Here is a 19,011-nt window from a genome sequence, read left to right as displayed (position 1 = left end):
GGGAAAAATTTTGTGTAATACGAGGGATATTCCCCTTGGAAATAAAGGTATACAGTAGAAAAACAAAAAGGAAGTCTTATTGGACTTCCTTTTTGCTTGAAAACTTATCCCGCAATACCTCGAATATAATCGGTAAAACGGATAAAAATATGATGGCCAGCACTACCTTTGAAAAATTATCCCGTATAAAAGGAATATTACCTAAAAAGTAGCCTGCTAAGGTTAAGCCCACTACCCAAAGTATAGCACCTACAACATTATAGGTAATAAAGGTACCGTAGTTCATTTTTCCAATGCCGCCAACAAAAGGAGCAAGGGTACGAACAATGGGCACAAAGCGGGCAATAACAATTGTTTTGCTACCGTATTTTTCATAAAAGGCATGCGTTTTCGCAATCTGCTCTTCTTTCACCACCTGCTTACCAAACAATTTAAAGCGCGTAATGCCCATTCCAAAGCGTTTACCGATGGCATAGTTTAAGGAATCACCAGTTATAGCAGCAATAAGCAACAGCACAATCAATATCCAAATATTTAAATCGTTAGGCTGTGCAGCCAACATACCAGCAGCAAATAATAAAGAATCGCCCGGTAAAAACGGCATAACCACTACGCCTGTTTCCACAAAAATTATCAGAAACAGAATAAGGTAAGTCCACATTTGGTAATTATTAACAATTTCTACCAAATGATTATCAATATGCAGAATAAAATCAATAAGTGAAGTTATCAGTTCCAATGTCGTTTTCGATTAATTGTAATTGTTCAACATTACTGGCATAACCAACATTAGAATATCTTCATTATCTTGTTTTACTGCAGGGAATAGAAGTCCAGCACGGTTTGGTGTACTCATTTCCAGAACCACCTCCTCACAGTTTAGGTTATTTAACATCTCCACCAAGAATTTGGCATTGAAGCCAATCTCTAAGTCTTCACCTTCAAACTGGCAATTTAAACGCTCATGTGCTTCATTGGCAAAGTCAAGATCTTCCGCAGAAATATGCAACTCGCTACCACTAATTTTTAATCTAACCTGATGGGTAGTTTTATTGGCGAAAATAACTACACGACGTAAAGTATTTAAGAATAAAGAACGATCAACAGTTAATTTATTAGGCGTTAATTGCGGAATTACGGCCTCATAATCCGGGTAACGCTCGTCTACTAAGCGACAAATAAGGTTGATGCTTCCAAACTGAAAAAAAGCATTTGTAGCATTATATTCTAAAGATACCGTCGTTTCGTCGGATGGCAGAGAAGATTTTAATAACGTCAATGCTTTCTTCGGAAGGATAATCGAAGTAGATTTATCGGTGCTCACATCCGTACGGCGATAGCGCACTAATCGATGAGCATCCGTAGCAACGAAAGTAATATTCTGTTCACCCAACTGCACAAACACACCCGACATTGCAGGGCGAAGTTCATCGTTACTTACGGCAAATATGGTTTTATTAATTGCTTCCGCTAAGATAGAGGCTGGAAATTTCAAGGTAGAAACATTATCCACAACGGGAATTTTTGGGAAGTCTTCGGCGTTTTCACCACTTAACTTATATTTTCCATCTCCAGCAGAAATTTCAATAGCCAACGTAGCGGTATCCACTGAAAATGCTACAGGCTGATCGGGAAGAGTTTTTAACGTATCAATAAGAATCTTTGAAGGCATAGCCACACGACCTTCTTCTTTAGCCTCAATAGGCAAGGATGTAACCATGCTGGTTTGCAAATCTGTTGCTGAAATCGTTAAGATATTATCTTTGATTTCAAATAAGAAATTTTCCAAGATGGGTAAAACGGTACTACTACTAGATGCACCACTAATTGCTTGTAGTTGCTTCAATAATACTGATGTGGATACTATAAATCTCATTGCTAACGTAAGTATTTTTTTATATGCAATAATACATAAAAGAATTAAGTTTTACCATATAAACCCACATAACCTTTTTAAAATGTTCCGTTTAAATTTTAGTACATTTGTACAGATATCGATATGCAATTTAAGGAAGTAATAGGCCACAAAAGTATTAAGCAACACTTAATCAATACGGTAAAAACCAACCGAGTTAGTCATGCACAATTGTTTCTAGGCCCTGAGGGATCTGGCTCCTTAGCGCTTGCTTTAGCCTATGCACAATATATCAACTGCACCGAGAAACAAGCAGACGATAGTTGTGGAACCTGTGCGTCATGCCGTAAATATAGCCGGCTTATACATCCCGATCTTCACTTTTCTTATCCATTTTATGCGAAGTCCAAAGAAGAAACGGCAAGCGCTTATATCGAAGAATGGCGCAAATGTTTCTTAGAAAACCCCTATTTAGGGCTTTCCTATTGGCGAGAGCATTTAGATGCGGGCAATAAACAAGCCAACATCAACATCGCGGAGGCGCATGCAATCCTTAAAAAATTAAGTTTAAAATCTTTTGAAGCGGAGTACAAGGTACTAATCATGTGGCTTCCCGAGTATTTAGACAGCCAAGGAAATGCGCTGTTAAAACTTATTGAAGAACCCCCAGAGAAAACACTTTTCCTTTTGGTCGCCGAAAACCAAGACAAAATAATTAATACGATAATCTCTCGAACACAATTAGTGAAAATCCATAAGCTTCAACATGAGGAGATAACAGGTTATCTTATGGAGGAAAAAAAAATCGATAAAAATCAAGCCAATGAAATTGCATTTATAGCCGATGGTAATTTACAGGAGGCTTTAGATTTAATCCGCCATAAAGGCGAAAAGGCATCTTTCGACACTTTAGTGCAGTGGTTACGTTATATTGTTACGGATAGTGGTAAGGATATTATTTCTATAACAGAAGAAAACCTAGCCAAATGGGGTAGGGAAAATCAAAAAAGTTTCTTACTTTATGCCATAAATATGCTGCGGCAGATTATTCTATATCAGCAAGGTATGCGTAAATTGGTGTTTCTACAGGAGGAAGAATTAGGTTTTGTAGAAAAATTCAGTGGGTTATTTCAGTTTGAGCAGCTTGAAGAAGCGATAAACTTACTGGAAAAGGCTCATTATGGTATTGAAAGAAATGGTAATCCTAAAATATTATTTTTAGATTTATCTTTGCAATTGGTTTTATTGTTTAAGTATCAAACGTTCCCAAGTGGGACTCAATATATATAAATAAATATGGGATGTGGTAGTTGCTCATCCGGTGGTGGCTGTGGTTCAGGTAAATTAGGTACCGTTCCGGCAGGTTGTAATAACAACGGTTCTTGCATGACCAGCGGATGTAATAAATTAGATGTATATGACTGGCTGTCTGATATGGACCTGCCATCTAACTATAAACCCTTCGACATTGTTGAAGTACGCTTTAAAGGATCTCGAAAGGATTACTTTATAAATGCCGACAATATTTACCTAGAAATGGGGGAGATGGTCGCTGTAGAGCCCGCAACGGGAGGCTATGATATTGGGCACGTTTCCCTAACCGGGGAATTGGTTCGGTTGCAGCTGAAGAAAAATAACATAACGTTAGAATCTGTTGCGAAGAAATTATATCGTAAAGCCAACGAAGGAGACGTTAGCAAATATAATGCGGCAAAAGATCTGGAATGGGAAACCATGCACAAGGCTCGAAAGTTGGCGTTAGATCTGGGTTTATCCATGAAAATTTCGGATGTAGATTATCAGGGTGATAAAACGAAAGCTACCTTTTACTATACCGCAGAAGGGCGAGTTGATTTTCGAGAACTTATAAAAAAAATGGCCGAATCTTTCCGTATCCGTATTGAGATGCGGCAAATCGGTATGCGGCAGGAAGCTAGCCGTTTGGGGGGGATAGGCTCCTGCGGGCGGGAGTTATGCTGCTCCACCTGGCTTACAGACTTTAAAACAGTATCTACCTCTGCGGCCCGATACCAGAATTTGTCCTTAAACACCCTTAAACTTGCTGGACAGTGTGGTAAGTTAAAATGTTGTTTAAATTTTGAGTTAGACAGTTATATGGATGCCTTGCGCGATATACCAAATGACGTTGATCGTATAGAAACTCAAAATGGTATGGCCTATTTACAGAAAACAGATATCTTCAAAAAAACGATGTGGTTTTCGTTTCCTGGTGCTGAAAGTTGGATTCCATTGCCTATAGCAAAGGTGAAGGAGCTTGCTGAAATGAACAAAAAAGGACAAAAGCCCGAATCATTAGGCCATGTTCCACAGCAAACGGAATCTAAAAAACCGGTAATCTTGGATTACGAAAATGTTGTCGGTCAAGATAGCTTAACACGTCTGGACGAAAAGAATAAAAAACGTAAAAAGAAAAAGGTGAAACCGAAATCTTCAGTAAGCCCTGTAAATAAAAAAGAAGGCACGGTTACTGAGGCACGTGAAACCAAAGAAAACAGAAAACCTAATCCTGCAAGGCAACAGCAACCACAACGGGAGCCAAGAGAGCCAAGGCAACATAGAGACCAAAAACCGCAACCTCAAGCTCAAAAAGAGGCAAAGGTTACAGTTGAAAATAAGGGAGCAGATTCGGAGACCGGCAATAATAAACCCGATACGCAAAAACGTCGTCGTTATAACAATAACCGGAACAGAAACAGAAATAACGAAAAACAAAATAAAGGTGGCGAGTAATACTCGTCGCCCTTTTTCACGTATGAACAAGTTTTTTTTCTATAGCATTATTACCCTTTGCAGCCTATCCTCTTGCAGCGATAATGCGTATTATGAGGTGAATAAACCTATAGAAAATCGAAGCTGGTCTTATGAAAATAAACCGCAGTTTGATATTTATATATCAAATAAAAGTAAAGCTTACGATGTCTATATAAACCTACGGCATACGCATAAGTATGAGTTTTCGAATATTTATCTTCAGCTACAAGAAAAAGGAAATAATTTACAGGATACTTCCTATAGCAAGGAAATAATATTAGCAAAACCCGATGGCCAGTGGTTAGGCAAAACCGTAGCTGGATTATATGAATACCAGTATTTGGCACTAAAAAATATAGTCTTTCCGGATACAGGCTTATATTCCTTTAAAATAGCACAAAATATGAATGAAAGCCCTTTAAAAGGAATCGTTGATGTTGGCTTAAAGGTTGTAAAAAAATGATAAAGGTGTTTCGATGGCTACTTTTGCCTTTTAGTTTGCTTTACCAAGCTATAGTATGGCTTAGGAACCGTCTTTACGACAAAAATATATTTAAAAGCTACACGGCAACAATTCCTACCCTTGTTATTGGTAATTTGGCGGTTGGAGGCACAGGAAAGAGCCCGATGACCGAGTATCTGGTACGTTTGCTAAAAGACAGATACACCTTGGCTACCTTAAGTAGAGGTTATGGCCGCAAAACCAAAGGATATAGAACCGTAACTATCGATTCTACCGCAGCGCAGGTAGGCGATGAACCCTTACAATTTAAGCGTAAATTTCCCGAGATTACCGTAGTGGTAAGTGAGGATAGGGTAACTGGAATAAAAAAACTGCAGGATAAGTTTGATTTGGTAATTTTGGATGATGCCTATCAGCACAGAAAACTTAAGCCTGGATACAGTATACTGCTATTCGATTTTTATTCCCTGTTTAAGCCGCTTTTGCCCCTACCTACAGGTGATTTTCGGGATAATCTATCGGCCAGTAGACGCGCAGACTTACTTGTTATTACGAAGTGCCCCGAAGTAATAACTGAAGAACAAAAGGCACATATCGAACATATTTTACGCAAGTATACACGCTCGCCAATATTTTATACTGGAATATTTTATCAGCTCCCTTTGTCCATTACTAAACAACCATTACCGGATGCTTTAACGGACTATGACATCCTTTTATTCTGTGGCATTGCCAACCCAACACCCTTAGTGCAATATTTGCTAAAAACAGGGAATAGGGTAGAATTACTTCAGTTTTCAGATCATTACAATTACAACGATACAGATTTTGAAAAGATAATAACGCGATACCATTCCATCACTAGCGACAAAAAAATTATTATTACCACAGAAAAGGATATACAACGTATACCCGTACATACTTTTGAAACGTTGCCGTTGTATTATATTCCTATTCACTTAAAAACCGTAGATCAGCAGCAGCATACCTTCGATACCTTCATCGAAAACTACCTTAAAAGTGTTAAGGAGTATTAAGGAAGGTTAAACTTCCCTAAACTTTACTTTCCCTGCTCGTTTAACTAAAATAAATTCCTGACATTTAATCTATTACAAAAAAATATAGATTTTATGAAAAATTTAACAGCCTTTATTTTTGCAGCTATACTTAGCATTGCGGTATCAACTGCACAGGAACGTGGTCCCAGGTCTGAACAAAAAAGAAGCCCTGAAGAAATTGCAAAAGTGCAAACAGAACGTTTAACACAATCTCTAGGACTAGATAAACCACAGCAGGACTCTATTTATAAATCGGTATTAAAAATCCAACAAGATTTTAAAGGAAAAGGTGGAAATCAAGACCCAGGTAAATGGCGTGAAATATTTGATAAGCAAAATCAAAAAATTAAATCATTCTTAACAAAGGAGCAAGCAGTAAAGTACGACGAGCTGCTGCAACAACAAACAAATAGACGCAAATAAAGTATCCGCTAGGTCATAAATAAACAGGTAAGACACGCTTAAAAAGCGCCTTATCTGTTTATTTAATAAGATCTTGCCACTATACAAGAAAGGTAATTTTTTAATAAAATGAAAAAATGTAAAATGTTAAGTGATGTTAAATTGTAACATTAAAGATACAAAAAGGCAATAAAAGGAGTACAATCGGAGTTATTATCGTGTAAATCGTTTATAAATTCATGTTGGACACTAAAATTTAAATAGTATGAAAAAATTAATTTTAACTGGATTGAGTTTCTTATTTGCAATAACATTGACATTTGCACAAGGACAACAAGTAAACCCCGAGACGAAAGCCCAAGAAATTGTTACGGAGCTAACACAAAAGCTTACCCTTAAAGAGGAGCAGCAAAAGGTGATATACGCCATTGAACTAGAAAAAATTACGGCTGTTCAAGCGATCAAAGCGAATGCAGACTTGGATGACACAACTAAAAAGGAACAGATTAGGGGTGTTAAAGTTACAGCTAACTCCAAAATTTCTGAAAACTTAACAGATGAGCAAAAAGCACTTTTCATAAAATACCTGGAAGAAAAAGAAGCTGCTAAAGTTAAGTAATTGGCTGGTATTAGATCTTTAACAAAAGGCTGTTCAAATAGTTTGAACAGCCTTTTTTATTATTTCTTAAGACAAAAAAATAACTTAGGCTATGCTATAATATAGCCTTAAGATTATTTAAGAAGCTTTTAATTTCTTTTGAATATCCTGAACATAGGTTTTAAATTTCTTATCTGTTTCAATAAGATCTTCAACAGTTTGACAGGCATAAATTACGGTAGAGTGGTCTCTACCACCAAAGAAGCTACCAATAGACTTTAATGATGATTTGGTATGGTTCTTAGCTAGGTACATCGAGATCTGGCGGGCTTGCACAATCTCACGTTTCCGCACTTTAGACTTTACCATTTCTACAGGTACTTCGAAATATTCGCATACTAATTTCTGAATATATTCCATAGAAATTTCTTTATGCGTATTCTTAACAAAATTCTTTAACATTGATTTTGCTAAGTTTAAATCGATTTCTTTTTTATTCAACGTAGATTGGGCCAATAAAGAAACCATAGCCCCTTCCAGTTCGCGCACACTATTATCAATCTGCGTAGCCACATACTCCACCACATTTTCTGGAAGCTCAATACCATCGGAATACATTTTTTTCTTTAAGATGGCCATTCTAGTTTCCAAATCTGGAATTTGAATATCAGCAGATAAGCCCCACTTAAATCTACTCAACAGACGTTCTTCTAAACCCGACAAGTCTTTAGGCGCTTTATCTGATGTTAAAATAATCTGTTTCCCCGATTGGTGTAAGTGATTAAAGATATGGAAGAAAATATCCTGTGTTTTCTCTTTTCCAGCAAAATTGTGTACATCATCCATAATAATAACATCCATAGCTTGGTAAAAATTTACGAAGTCATTGATTGTATTATTTTTTAAAGAGTCAACAAATTGCTGGCAGAATTTTTCACAAGACACATAAATCACCAACTTATCGGACAAGTTTTTCTTAATTTCATTACCGATAGCTTGTGCTAAATGCGTTTTCCCTAAACCCACATCACCATACAACATTAAAGGGTTAAAGGAAGTACCCCCCGGTTTATTGGCTACCGCATAACCCGCTGAACGTGCCAAACGATTACATTCACCTTCCACAAAATTGTCGAACGTGTAATTTTGATTTAATTGAGGGTCAACCTGCAACTTTTTCAATCCAGGAATAACAAATGGATTTTTTATGTTTTTATTTAACGCAACCGGAACAGGAATAGATTGTTTTTTTGCTTCCGCTCCATTACCATTAGAAGGCAAATTTGTTGTATAAGGCGTATTTGCGGACGACTTCTCTACAACAATATTATACTCTAACCGGCCTTGTTCGCCTAAAAACTTCTTCACAGTCTTGCGGAGTATACCTACGTAATGCTCCTCCAACCATTCGTAAAAAAATAAACTTGGTACCTGAATAGTTAAAACGTTTCCCTCCAGACGAACCGCTTTCACCGGCTCAAACCATGTCTTAAAACTTTGCGCTGGAATATTATCTTTTATGATTTGAAGACAATTATTCCATACGCCTAAATGCGTTTTTTCCATTCTAAAATTGTTAATAACTTGAAAACCAATTAATGACACATTAATTGTTTATAACTTTCGCTCACAACGAAGATGACAATTTTTTTTGAGCTAAAAAAATGAAAAGCCAAAAAAAAGACAACTTGCAGTAAGTCAGCGATTTAATTCAATTTTTAACGTCTTTTAATTTAAAAAATCACCCCCCAATAATACTTTTCCACAAAGCCCCAGAAGCGTTCATTTCTTTTCATTTTTCTACGGAAAACCCCGGTGTTTAGATGCTGCTGTGGAAAACTTAAAAACGGAAATACGGTTATGCATAACGGATAAGTATAGCACAAAAAAAAAGCCACAATTTCTTGTGGCATTTACTATTTTTTCTTGGCGTAGCTTTTAACCTACCATAGTATGCGTAGGTTGCGAATTGGCTAATTTTCTACACTCTGTTATTACAGCCTCGGCATCGTAATGACAAACACGCCACAGCTCATCCTGTTCACCATGTTCAACAATAACATCCGGGATACCCAGACGTACAACCTGAGCATTATAGCCATTATCGGCCATAAATTCCAATACTGCCGCACCAAAACCACCCGGCAGACAACCATCTTCAATCGTTATTACACGATCGAATTTTTTAAATACCTCATGCAGTAAATTTTCATCTAATGGTTTCACGAAGCGAATATCGTAATGTGCCGGATATATACCCTCAGAATTTAATGTTGTAAGCGCTTTAGCCACCTCATTTCCGGTATGGCCTAGACTTAAGATAGCCACCTGATCACCATCTACCAATTTACGGCCTTTACCAATAGGCAACTCTTTAAACGGCCTTTTCCAGTCGGGCATCACGCCATTACCTCTAGGGTAACGTATAACAAAAGCACCTTTATTTGCTAACTGTGCCGTGTACATCATATTACGCAACTCCTCCTCGTTCATAGGCGCAGCAATAGTAAGGTTCGGAATGCAGCGCATATAAGCGATATCATAAGCACCGTGATGCGTAGGCCCATCAGCACCCACCAAGCCAGCCCTATCGAGGCAAAATACAACGTTTAATTTCTGCAAAGCCACATCATGAATCACCTGATCATAGGCCCTTTGCATAAAAGTAGAGTAAATATTACAGAAAGGTATTAAGCCCTGAGTTGCTAAACCAGCACTAAACGTTACAGCATGCTGCTCCGCAATACCCACATCGAAGGCACGATCTGGCATGGCCTTCATCATAATATTCATCGACGAACCGCTCGGCATAGCCGGGGTTATACCCATTATATTAGGGTTCGTTTCCGCCAGCTCTACCAAAGTATGGCCAAAAACATCCTGATATTTTGGAGGTTGCGGTTTATCGTAAGTAGATTTTTTTATTTCGCCTGTAATTTTATCAAATAAGCCAGGCGCATGCCATTTTGTTTGATCTTTCTCTGCTAAGGCATAACCTTTACCTTTTACGGTTACTACATGCAATAATTTAGGACCAGGAAGGTCTTTTAAATGCTCTAATGTTTTAGTCAATTTATTGACGTCGTGCCCATCCACAGGGCCGAAATAGCGGAAATTTAAAGATTCGAATAGGTTGGCATTCTTTAGCAGTGTTCCTTTAATGCTCTGCTCTAATTTTTTTGCCCAACCGTAAGCGTCCGGGCCATTTTTAGATATTTTCGCCAATACGGCAATTAATTCATCCCGAAATTTATTATAACTTTTTGATGTCGTTATACTGGTTAAGTATTCCTTCATTGCCCCAACATTAGGGTCGATAGACATACAGTTATCGTTTAATATTACCAGGAGATTGGATTTTTCGATCCCCGCATGATTTAAGGCTTCAAATGCCATACCTCCGGTCAAAGCCCCGTCGCCAATAATAGCAACATGTTGACGGTCCGTTTCCCCCTTATAAGCAGAAGCAACGGCCATACCTAATGCAGCAGAAATAGAAGTAGAGGAGTGCCCTACACCGAAGGCATCATATTCACTCTCATCGCGCTTTGGAAAACCCGATATACCGCCAAAAATCCGATTCGTATGAAACTGCGCTCTACGCCCCGTTAAAATCTTATGCCCATAAGCTTGATGGCCTACATCAAAAATAATTTGATCGTAGGGTGTATTCAATGCATAATGCAAGGCTACCGTTAGTTCCACCACACCTAAGCTTGCTGCAAAATGGCCCCCATGCACCGATACAACATCGATAATATATTGCCTAAGATCTCTACAAACTTCCTCTAAATCAGACTCTTTTAATTTCCTTAAATCCGAAGGAAATTGTATATTCTTCAAAAGTGCCTCAGCTTCTATTTGCATACCTAAAAAAGTTTAGAAATAAGATACAAAGTAACAATTAATTCTATAAACTATAACTATATATCTCCAAATAAAATATGGAAAACACCTAAAAAAGATAGACTTGTCATTTTTTCCTTTTAAATTTCTACTTTTGAATTAGTTTATGGAAGCAACAAATTACGAAATTAAGCTCGAGCAATTCGAAGGACCATTTGATTTATTATTGTTCTTTATAGAGCGAGACGAATTAAATATCCACGATATTCCGATTTCCAAAATTACGGATGATTTCCTATCCTATATACAGCAAATGCAATCCTTAAACATTGAATTGGCTTCGGAGTTTATATTTGTCGCTTCAACGCTAATGCGTATAAAAGCCAAGATGCTATTACCGCGTCCGGAATTGGATGAAAACGAAAATGAAATAGATCTAAAGGAGCAGCTTGTACAAAAACTTATCCTCTACAAGCAGTTTAAAGATGTCTGCGAAAAATTAAAAGTTTTTGAAGATAACAGGGAGAAATTACACCATCGAGCTAATATTGCCTACGATCTAAAACATACCAAAAGACAATTCACCGAAGAAGAGCTTGCGTCGTTTGACCTCTATAAACTTATGATTGTCTACGAGAAGATGATGTACCACTTTACACACCGTGTTTTACCCGTAAAACATACCGTTGTAAAATATCCATACACCATTGAGCAACAGAAAAAAGCAATAACAGAGCTTATTGCGTTAAATAAGAAGTTAGATTTCCAACACATACTTCGACATTCTGAAAATAAGGTACAATTTGTATTTAATTTCTTGGCAATTTTAGAAATGTTACAGCAGAAATTATTAGAAATTGAAGTCGGTATGGGTTATAATAATTTTGCGATCGAAAAATCAAATCCATATACAGCATAATTTGAATACCGTAGTTTTCAGCTATTTAATGTAATTAGCCCTTAATTTCCCAACATATACCAGCTACCTCGTATTTTTAGAAAGCTATACCTGCATCCGCAATCAAGATGTGGCATTCCCATGCTACACCCTATTGATTACGATAAAGCCTACTAAATCTTCATTCCAAAAAAACAAAATATCTGTGCTTTAGCGACCCGTATAGTCCCAAAAAAGCCTAGGTTATTGTATACTGCTGCATGCTTATGCACCGTAGAAAATTAAGAAATCCAGCTCTTAAATTTATTGAAAATCAAAAAATAGCAATATTTGATTTTGGTAGTTTTTTAATTTTTAATAAAAAACACCATTTATAAAGAAATAATAGGGCAATTTAAAAACAATAAAAACCCTTCATAAGAAAAAAAACAAGACATAAGGCTATTGTAACACAAAAATAACCCCATTAAATAGTGGTCAAACATTGCGAACACTGCCATAAACTAACGCAAAGTATCCAATACGGTTTTTAAGTATTCGTACTGTTTATCCCTAGGAACAGCAGACAGCTTACGCAAAGCCTGTATACCCGCCATTAGCGCTATTGGATTAGATGTAACCAAGCTTTGAATTTTAGCCTCCACATCCGTATCCTCCAAAAAGCCATCGACAATACTAAGATCTTTAGCCTTTTGCGCATCAAAATAATCTGTTTCCAAACATAACTGCAATACTTTTTTTTCGGGAAGTATTTTTAACAAACTGGCTAATACCTGAAAAGGAAAAATCCCTAATGCCAATTCCGGTAGTTTAAATTGCACCGATCTATCACAATAAACATAAGTACAGCCACAAATCATTAAAAAGGCACCAGCGATAACATTACCCTTTACTATGGCGAAAATCGGCTTATGGAAATTATCGAATACTTCGCCTAAAGAAATATTCCTATTTTCAATTGCCGGATTGCGGTCATCAAGGTCCGGATTTTCGAATACCTTTAAATCCATTCCCGCACAAAACACTGGTCCTTCAGCCCTTAAAACAACGACACGCACGTCGTTTTCGTTATGCGCAAACTCTAATGCATGCGCGATTTCATTAACCATAGTAGGGGTAAAGGCATTTCTTTTCTCCGGGCGTGCCAGGGTGAGATTCATTCGCCCAGCAGCAATAGCAACCTTTATATACTTATACTCCATAAGGCGTGATCATATTTTGAAAACCGTCCATTAAAGGGAAAACCGCCGCTGGAGGAGCAGATTGAAATCTATCGATCAGCATCTCCATTGGAATATTACCTACCAATTCGTCCTTGGCAAAAGGACAGCCACCATAGCCTAAAAAAGCACCTTCGAAACGTCTGCAGCCGGCGGCATATGCCGCTTCAATCTTTAGCGCAGCCATAGGTCTGGACGAATGCAGGTGAATACTAAAATCCAGCCTAGGAAAGATGTTGTAAATTGCGGTAAAAAGTTCATTTATCTGTTCGGGAATAGCCTCGGCAGTAGTATCTGCAATAGAAAATCGCTTAACACCTAACGCACTTAATTTACTAATCCAATCCACGACCAGCTCCAAACTCCACATATCGCCATAGGGATTACCAAAAGCCATGGATATATATACAATCAATTCTTTGGATCCGCCAGCCAGCAGCTGTTGTATATGCTTCACCCGTTGAAAAGATTCCGTTATATTGGAATTTGCATTCCGCTGTTGAAAGGTCTCTGAGATGGAAAAAGGATAACCCAGAAACGCCAGATTATTTGATTTTAAACCCGCTTCAGCTCCCCTTTCATTAGCAACGATAGCTAATAACCTCGTTTCATTTATCAATTCAATATCTGCCAATACTGCTGCCGTATCCTGCATTTGAGGTACCGCTTTTGGCGATACAAAACTACCACAATCTATATACTCAAACAGGTTACTGCGTACCAATTGATTGATATACGCGACCTTTTTTTCGGTATCAATAAAATGTGTAATGCCCTGTATAGCATCCCTCGGGCATTCTACCAGCTGTATATTAGGGTTATAAGACATCTTTTTTAATTTCACGGGATATCACCATTTTTTGTATTGCCGAAGTGCCTTCGCCAATGGTACATAATTTAGCATCTCTAAAAAATTTCTCAGCTGGAAAATCCTTGGTAAATCCATAACCACCATGAATCTGTACCGACTGATTGGAAACCTCTACAGCAACCTCTGAAGCATATAATTTGGCCATAGCGCCAGCTTTCGTTACCTTCTCGTGCCTATCTTTTAAATCACCGGCTTTACGGACCAATAATTCTGCGGCCTCAATTTTTGTTGCCATTTCTGCTATGGTAAAGGAAACATCCTGAAAATCATATATTTTCTGGTTAAACTGCTCCCGTTCATTCGCATATCTCAAGGCACATTCATATGCCCCACGGGCAATACCTAAAGATAAGGCAGCAATAGAAATCCGGCCCCCATCCAAAAGCTTCAATGCCTGTACAAATCCATTACCTACATCGCCAATAATCTGATCCTTATGCAGCCTACAGTTATCAAAAAATAAACTCGCTGTTTCAGATGCGCGCATCCCTAATTTATCGATTTTCATGCCAGCAGTAAAACCTGCTGTACCCTTTTCAACAATAAATGCTGTAACACCATGTTTATCACCCTTATCACCCGTGCGCACCATTACCACAAACACATCAGCACTAATAGCATGCGTTATAAAGGTTTTGCTACCATTAATAATCCAAAAGTCGCCCTCCTGAACAGCGGTTGTAGCTAAACCACCGGCATCCGACCCAGACCCCGTTTCGGTAAGTCCCCAAGCACCTATCCATTCTGCTGTAGCCAGTTTAGGCAAGTATTTCTGTTTTTGAGCCTCATTGGCAAAAGAAAGAATATGATTCGTACATAAAGAATTGTGTGCGGCAACCGATAATCCTATTGAACCACAGACCTTTGAAATTTCATCCAATATAGTAATATATTCCTGGTAACCTAAACCAGCGCCCTTATATTCTTCGGGCACTAAAATCCCCATAAATCCATAATTGCCCATTTTTTTAAAGAGCTCTACCGGAAAATATTGTTTCTCATCCCATTCCATTATATAGGGTTTTATTTCAAGTCGGGCAAATTCACGTGCACTCGCACGTATCATTGCCATGTTTTCGGTTTCAATGGCAGTATACATAATGAAATTTTACTTAAGTCTATTTTTAGTTTATAATTATTATTACAAATATTACAAAAAACAAATAATATTTTATGATATTTATAAAAAAATATTCTTTTTTACCTTTATAAACATTAAAATTATAAATCCCTACGTATGGAAAAGCTGCTTTTACTTCTAAAAGAGAAAACCGAAAAATTACAACAAGGTGGTGGGATATCCAAAATTCAAAAACATAAAGAAAAAGGAAAATTAACGGCTTGGGAGCGTATAAAATACCTTTTAGATGCAGATATGCCGTACCAAGAAATCGGCATCTTTGCTGGCGACGGTATGTATGCGGAACACGGAGGCTGTCCAAATGGCGGTGTCGTTGTCGTTATGGGATATGTAAAAAAACGTCTTTGCATTGTAGTATCCAACGACGCAACGGTAAAAGCTGGAGCCTGGTTTCCCATCACAGGCAAAAAAAATCTTCGTGCACAAGAAATTGCCCTAGAAAATAGGCTACCTATAATTTACCTGGTAGATTCGGCGGGTGTTTATTTGCCTATGCAAGACGAAATTTTTCCTGATAAAGAACATTTTGGTCGTATTTTCAGAAATAATGCAAAAATGTCGGCTTTGGGAATTCCACAAATTGCCGCTATTATGGGCTCTTGTGTTGCTGGCGGTGCGTACCTGCCCATCATGTCCGATTATGCGTTAATTGTAGAAGGTACAGGTTCTGTATTTTTAGCCGGCTCCTATCTGGTAAAATCTTCGATTGGCGAAGTTATTGACAATGAAACCTTAGGAGGAGCAACAACGCACACCGAAATATCTGGCGTCACGGATAATAAATATCCCGACGACCCCAGTTGCCTGGATGCCATTAAAAATATAATTGACAAATTCGGGGATTCCCCCAAGGCAGGCTTCTCCAGAATAACGAGCATCGCACCCCAACTACCCGCATCCTCTTTATATACCACACTGCCCGAGGATCGGGTAACCCCCTATAATATGCGCCATATATTGTTGGGAATAGTCGACGAAGGGTCCATGGAAGAATATAAAAAAGATTACGGCAAGACGATAATCTGTGCATTAGCGCGGGTGGATGGCTGGGCAGTCGGTATTGTGGCCAATCAACGCGAAGTAGTAAAAGCCAAGAAGGCCGGTGGTACCCAGGAAATGCAGATGGGAGGTGTAATCTATTCAGATTCTGCAGATAAGGCAGCACGATTTATTATGAACTGCAACCAGCAAAAAATCCCCTTAGTATTCTTACAAGATGTGACCGGTTTTATGGTAGGATCAAGGTCCGAGCAGGGCGGAATTATTAAAGATGGCGCCAAAATGGTAAACGCCATGGCCAATTCGGTCGTTCCAAAATTTACCTTTATTATTGGCAATAGTTACGGTGCAGGCAATTATGCGATGTGTGGCAAAGCCTATGACCCCCGTTTAATATACGCCTGGCCCACAGCGCAAATGGCTGTTATGAGTGGGGCATCGGCAGGTAAAACATTATTACAAATTCAAGAAGCCGCTTTAAAAGTCAAAAACGTAAGCCTATCGGAGGTAGAAAAAGAAATTTTACTAAAAGATATAGCAAGCCAATATACGGCACAATTAAGCCCGTACTATGCAGCAGGCAGATTATGGGTAGATGGAGTTATAGATCCTGCGGAGACCCGAAAAATTATAAGCTTAGGCATAGCTGCGGCCAATAATAATGCAGATATACCCCGCTATAATGTAGGAGTGATACAAACATAATTTTGCGCATATACAGCACAACAGGCCATACTATAGCCCTGCTATACCTATGGCCTATTAGGGTATGGTATGGAATCAAATTAAGACGACCAATTCGATTCAAAAATTTCACGAAAGCCATCTAAAGCCTCCGGATTACGCATAATATCCTTCGATACAACCAACTCCAGGGCAGTTCCGGCGAACAACTTTTTAATCGGTAATTCAAGCTTTTTACCACTTAAAGTGTAAGGAATATCATCAACAGCAAAAACATAATCAGGCACATGCCTAGGACTATATTGTTTTCTTAAGGAATTTTTTATGGATTGCATCATATCTTCCGACAATTTATTTCCAGCAGTCAATTTAACAAATAACAACATCTGCGAGGTACCGTCGCTATAATCTTTAGTAATTACTAAAGAATCGACTATTTGAGGTAAGGAATTTACGGCATTATAGATCTCTGCCGTGCCAATACGTACACCAGCCCGATTTAATGTAGCATCAGAACGCCCGAAAATGGTAACACTTTCATTATCATGTATACTAATCCAATCCCCATGACTCCATACAGCCGGAAATTTTTGGAAGTAGCTTTCTTTGTACTTCACCCTATCGGTATCCTTCCAAAAGAAAATAGGCATGGAAGGCATAGGTTTTTCAATCACCAATTCACCCAGCTCCTGATATACAGGAACCCCAGCATCATTATATGCCGCAATTGCAGCACCTAAAGTTCGACACTGCAATGTACCTGCATATACGGGTAGCAAAGTCGAGCCCGAAAGGAAAGCAGAACAAACATCGGTACCACCACTGAGGGATATAATATGTACATCTGGGAATTTCTGTTGTAGATTTTCAAATGTTGCAGCAGGCAGTGGAGAGCCCGTAGAACCAATTACCTTAGGAGCATAGTTTTCAATTTTAAGATTGTTAATAGCGGTAAAATATACAGCACCAGCGCCCAGGTGGTCGACCTTAGCCAATTTGAGGAAATTCCAAAACGTTTGATGCGCATTATGATTGATGATACCATCGAAAATACATAAGGTTGCACCACATAAGAGTGCAGATAAGGCATAATTCCACATCATCCAGCCAGTCGTTGTATACCAGAGGAAATTTTCCCCGCTTTTGACGTTCTGGTGTAAAGCCAAAGCTTTAAAGTGTTCTAGAAGATTACCGCCGGTACTATGTGTAATAGCCTTTGGTTTCCCGGTGGTACCCGAAGAATATAATATCCAAATGGGATGGGAGAAAGGCACCCTTTCAAAGGTTACTATTTTGGCTTTATAATCGTTAAAAATCTGTTCCCATGGAGCAGAAAAAAGCTCTACAACAGTAGTTAAGGAAGGTAATCCCTGCATTAAAAGGTGTAAAGTATCTTGTTTAGAAAATAGTTTGTTGTTATATTGATAAGCCGTATCGATAAACAATACTTTAGGTTCGATCTGAGCAAAGCGGTCCAAAATACTGACATCACCAAAATCTGGAGAGCAGCAGGACCATATGGCACCTATAGCATTAACGGCTAAAAATATAGCAACAGTTTCTACGGTATTGTTCAATACAGCTGCGACACGATCGCCTTTTTGCAGCCCTTTATCGATTAGAAATTGTTGTATTTTACTTACCATTTCAGAAAGCTCCAACCAAGATACCTCCCTGTAAGCTTCCTTTTCATTGGTATATTTAATTGCAGGCCTGTCGGTCGTAGTCGATTTAAAAATATGCTCTGCATAACTTAGAGAAATACCCTCAAACCATTTTGTTTGCGTAAAATCAGCCTCCTTTTCGTTCCAATTTAAAACGTTCTCAAAACTCCCCGAATAGCTTATCTTAAAATACCGTAGTATACTGTACCAAAAGTCATCCAGATGATCTACAGACCATTTATGGAGCTGCGCATATGTTTCGTGAGAAGAAATATAAATTTCGTTCACAAAGCGCTTATAATCAAATAAATGGGAAGACTTTATATAATCCTCCGTAGGTATCCACAAGGGCTTCATCATACTATTAAGTAAAAGTAAAAACATGAAAGAATAAAGAAATATAAACTTATAGTTTAATTAAAGTTAACTTTAATTTTAAAACCGATTGACAAGTCGCTATTCCTTTGGGATTTATAATCTAAAGCAAAATTAGTTTTTTTCCCTTGCAGTTTTTACTTTTACTTAATAAAGTTTTATACG

At 38.1% G+C, this 19,011-nt stretch carries 16 protein-coding genes; 8 read left to right on the top strand and 8 right to left on the bottom strand.

What is annotated here, in order from left to right:
- Nucleotides 1-76: 76 nt before the first annotated feature.
- Nucleotides 77-739: a DedA family protein gene (locus ACL9RF_RS14675; protein WP_422801390.1), complete on the bottom strand. Its 663-nt coding sequence runs from the start codon at nucleotides 737-739 to the stop codon at nucleotides 77-79.
- 12 nt (nucleotides 740-751) lie between these two features.
- Nucleotides 752-1,876, bottom strand: a complete 1,125-nt coding sequence (gene dnaN / locus ACL9RF_RS14670) for a DNA polymerase III subunit beta (protein ID WP_422801389.1) — start codon at nucleotides 1,874-1,876, stop codon at nucleotides 752-754.
- 123 nt (nucleotides 1,877-1,999) lie between these two features.
- On the opposite strand from dnaN, the gene ACL9RF_RS14665 reads away from it, so the two are divergent.
- From ACL9RF_RS14665 to ACL9RF_RS14640, 6 genes are all read left to right on the top strand, one after another.
- The gene (locus ACL9RF_RS14665) at nucleotides 2,000-3,145 is read left to right on the top strand and encodes an ATP-binding protein (protein ID WP_422801388.1); all 1,146 of its coding nucleotides are present in this window, start codon (nucleotides 2,000-2,002) and stop codon (nucleotides 3,143-3,145) included.
- A gap of 6 nt (nucleotides 3,146-3,151) precedes the next feature.
- Nucleotides 3,152-4,606 carry a regulatory iron-sulfur-containing complex subunit RicT gene (gene ricT / locus ACL9RF_RS14660; protein WP_422801387.1) on the top strand — a complete coding sequence of 485 codons (1,455 nt, stop codon included), beginning with the start codon at nucleotides 3,152-3,154 and terminating at the stop codon, nucleotides 4,604-4,606.
- A complete protein-coding gene (locus ACL9RF_RS14655) occupies nucleotides 4,596-5,090 on the top strand; it encodes a gliding motility lipoprotein GldH (RefSeq protein ID WP_422801386.1) in 495 nt (164 codons plus the stop codon). Before ricT ends, ACL9RF_RS14655 begins: the two co-directional genes overlap by 11 nt.
- Entirely contained in the window at nucleotides 5,087-6,127 is a 1,041-nt protein-coding gene (gene lpxK / locus ACL9RF_RS14650; RefSeq protein WP_422801385.1) for a tetraacyldisaccharide 4'-kinase, read from the top strand. The genes ACL9RF_RS14655 and lpxK overlap by 4 nt, the downstream gene beginning before the upstream one ends.
- A 93-nt stretch (nucleotides 6,128-6,220) precedes the next feature.
- Nucleotides 6,221-6,571 carry a hypothetical protein gene (locus ACL9RF_RS14645; RefSeq protein ID WP_422801384.1) on the top strand — a complete coding sequence of 117 codons (351 nt, stop codon included), beginning with the start codon at nucleotides 6,221-6,223 and terminating at the stop codon, nucleotides 6,569-6,571.
- Between the two features lie 244 nt (nucleotides 6,572-6,815).
- The gene (locus ACL9RF_RS14640) at nucleotides 6,816-7,169 is read left to right on the top strand and encodes a hypothetical protein (protein ID WP_422801383.1); all 354 of its coding nucleotides are present in this window, start codon (nucleotides 6,816-6,818) and stop codon (nucleotides 7,167-7,169) included.
- A 117-nt stretch (nucleotides 7,170-7,286) separates the two neighbouring features.
- Here ACL9RF_RS14640 and dnaA read toward each other — a convergent pair whose 3' ends face one another.
- Nucleotides 7,287-8,714: a chromosomal replication initiator protein DnaA gene (dnaA, locus tag ACL9RF_RS14635; RefSeq protein ID WP_422801382.1), complete on the bottom strand. Its 1,428-nt coding sequence runs from the start codon at nucleotides 8,712-8,714 to the stop codon at nucleotides 7,287-7,289.
- Between the two features lie 372 nt (nucleotides 8,715-9,086).
- Nucleotides 9,087-11,015, bottom strand: a complete 1,929-nt coding sequence (gene dxs / locus ACL9RF_RS14630; RefSeq protein ID WP_422801381.1) for a 1-deoxy-D-xylulose-5-phosphate synthase — start codon at nucleotides 11,013-11,015, stop codon at nucleotides 9,087-9,089.
- A gap of 145 nt (nucleotides 11,016-11,160) precedes the next feature.
- On the opposite strand from dxs, the gene ACL9RF_RS14625 reads away from it, so the two are divergent.
- On the top strand, nucleotides 11,161-11,913 hold the full coding sequence (locus ACL9RF_RS14625) for a segregation and condensation protein A (protein ID WP_422801380.1): 753 nt from the start codon (nucleotides 11,161-11,163) through the stop codon (nucleotides 11,911-11,913).
- A 482-nt stretch (nucleotides 11,914-12,395) separates the two neighbouring features.
- Here ACL9RF_RS14625 and ACL9RF_RS14620 read toward each other — a convergent pair whose 3' ends face one another.
- The 3 genes from ACL9RF_RS14620 to ACL9RF_RS14610 are packed head-to-tail and all read right to left on the bottom strand — an operon-like array spanning nucleotide 12,396 to nucleotide 15,082.
- On the bottom strand, nucleotides 12,396-13,094 hold the full coding sequence (locus ACL9RF_RS14620; protein WP_422801379.1) for an enoyl-CoA hydratase/isomerase family protein: 699 nt from the start codon (nucleotides 13,092-13,094) through the stop codon (nucleotides 12,396-12,398).
- A complete protein-coding gene (locus ACL9RF_RS14615) occupies nucleotides 13,084-13,941 on the bottom strand; it encodes a hydroxymethylglutaryl-CoA lyase (protein ID WP_422801378.1) in 858 nt (285 codons plus the stop codon). The genes ACL9RF_RS14620 and ACL9RF_RS14615 overlap by 11 nt, the downstream gene beginning before the upstream one ends.
- Nucleotides 13,931-15,082 (bottom strand): acyl-CoA dehydrogenase family protein, encoded by a 1,152-nt coding sequence (locus ACL9RF_RS14610; RefSeq protein ID WP_422801377.1) that lies wholly within the window; start codon nucleotides 15,080-15,082, stop codon nucleotides 13,931-13,933. Before ACL9RF_RS14610 ends, ACL9RF_RS14615 begins: the two co-directional genes overlap by 11 nt.
- A gap of 138 nt (nucleotides 15,083-15,220) precedes the next feature.
- On the opposite strand from ACL9RF_RS14610, the gene ACL9RF_RS14605 reads away from it, so the two are divergent.
- Complete coding sequence (locus ACL9RF_RS14605; RefSeq protein WP_422801376.1) at nucleotides 15,221-16,828, top strand: acyl-CoA carboxylase subunit beta; 1,608 nt, start codon at nucleotides 15,221-15,223, stop codon at nucleotides 16,826-16,828.
- 80 nt (nucleotides 16,829-16,908) lie between these two features.
- Here ACL9RF_RS14605 and ACL9RF_RS14600 read toward each other — a convergent pair whose 3' ends face one another.
- Nucleotides 16,909-18,831, bottom strand: a complete 1,923-nt coding sequence (locus ACL9RF_RS14600) for an acetoacetate--CoA ligase (RefSeq protein ID WP_422801375.1) — start codon at nucleotides 18,829-18,831, stop codon at nucleotides 16,909-16,911.
- Between the last annotated feature and the right edge of the window lie 180 nt (nucleotides 18,832-19,011).

Origin of the sequence: Sphingobacterium sp. Mn56C (assembly GCF_049319645.1) — a bacterium.
Lineage (GTDB): Bacteria > Bacteroidota > Bacteroidia > Sphingobacteriales > Sphingobacteriaceae > Sphingobacterium.
The sequence above is the reverse complement of the archived record's forward strand: the minus strand, read 5'-3'. Positions and strand labels throughout refer to the sequence as shown.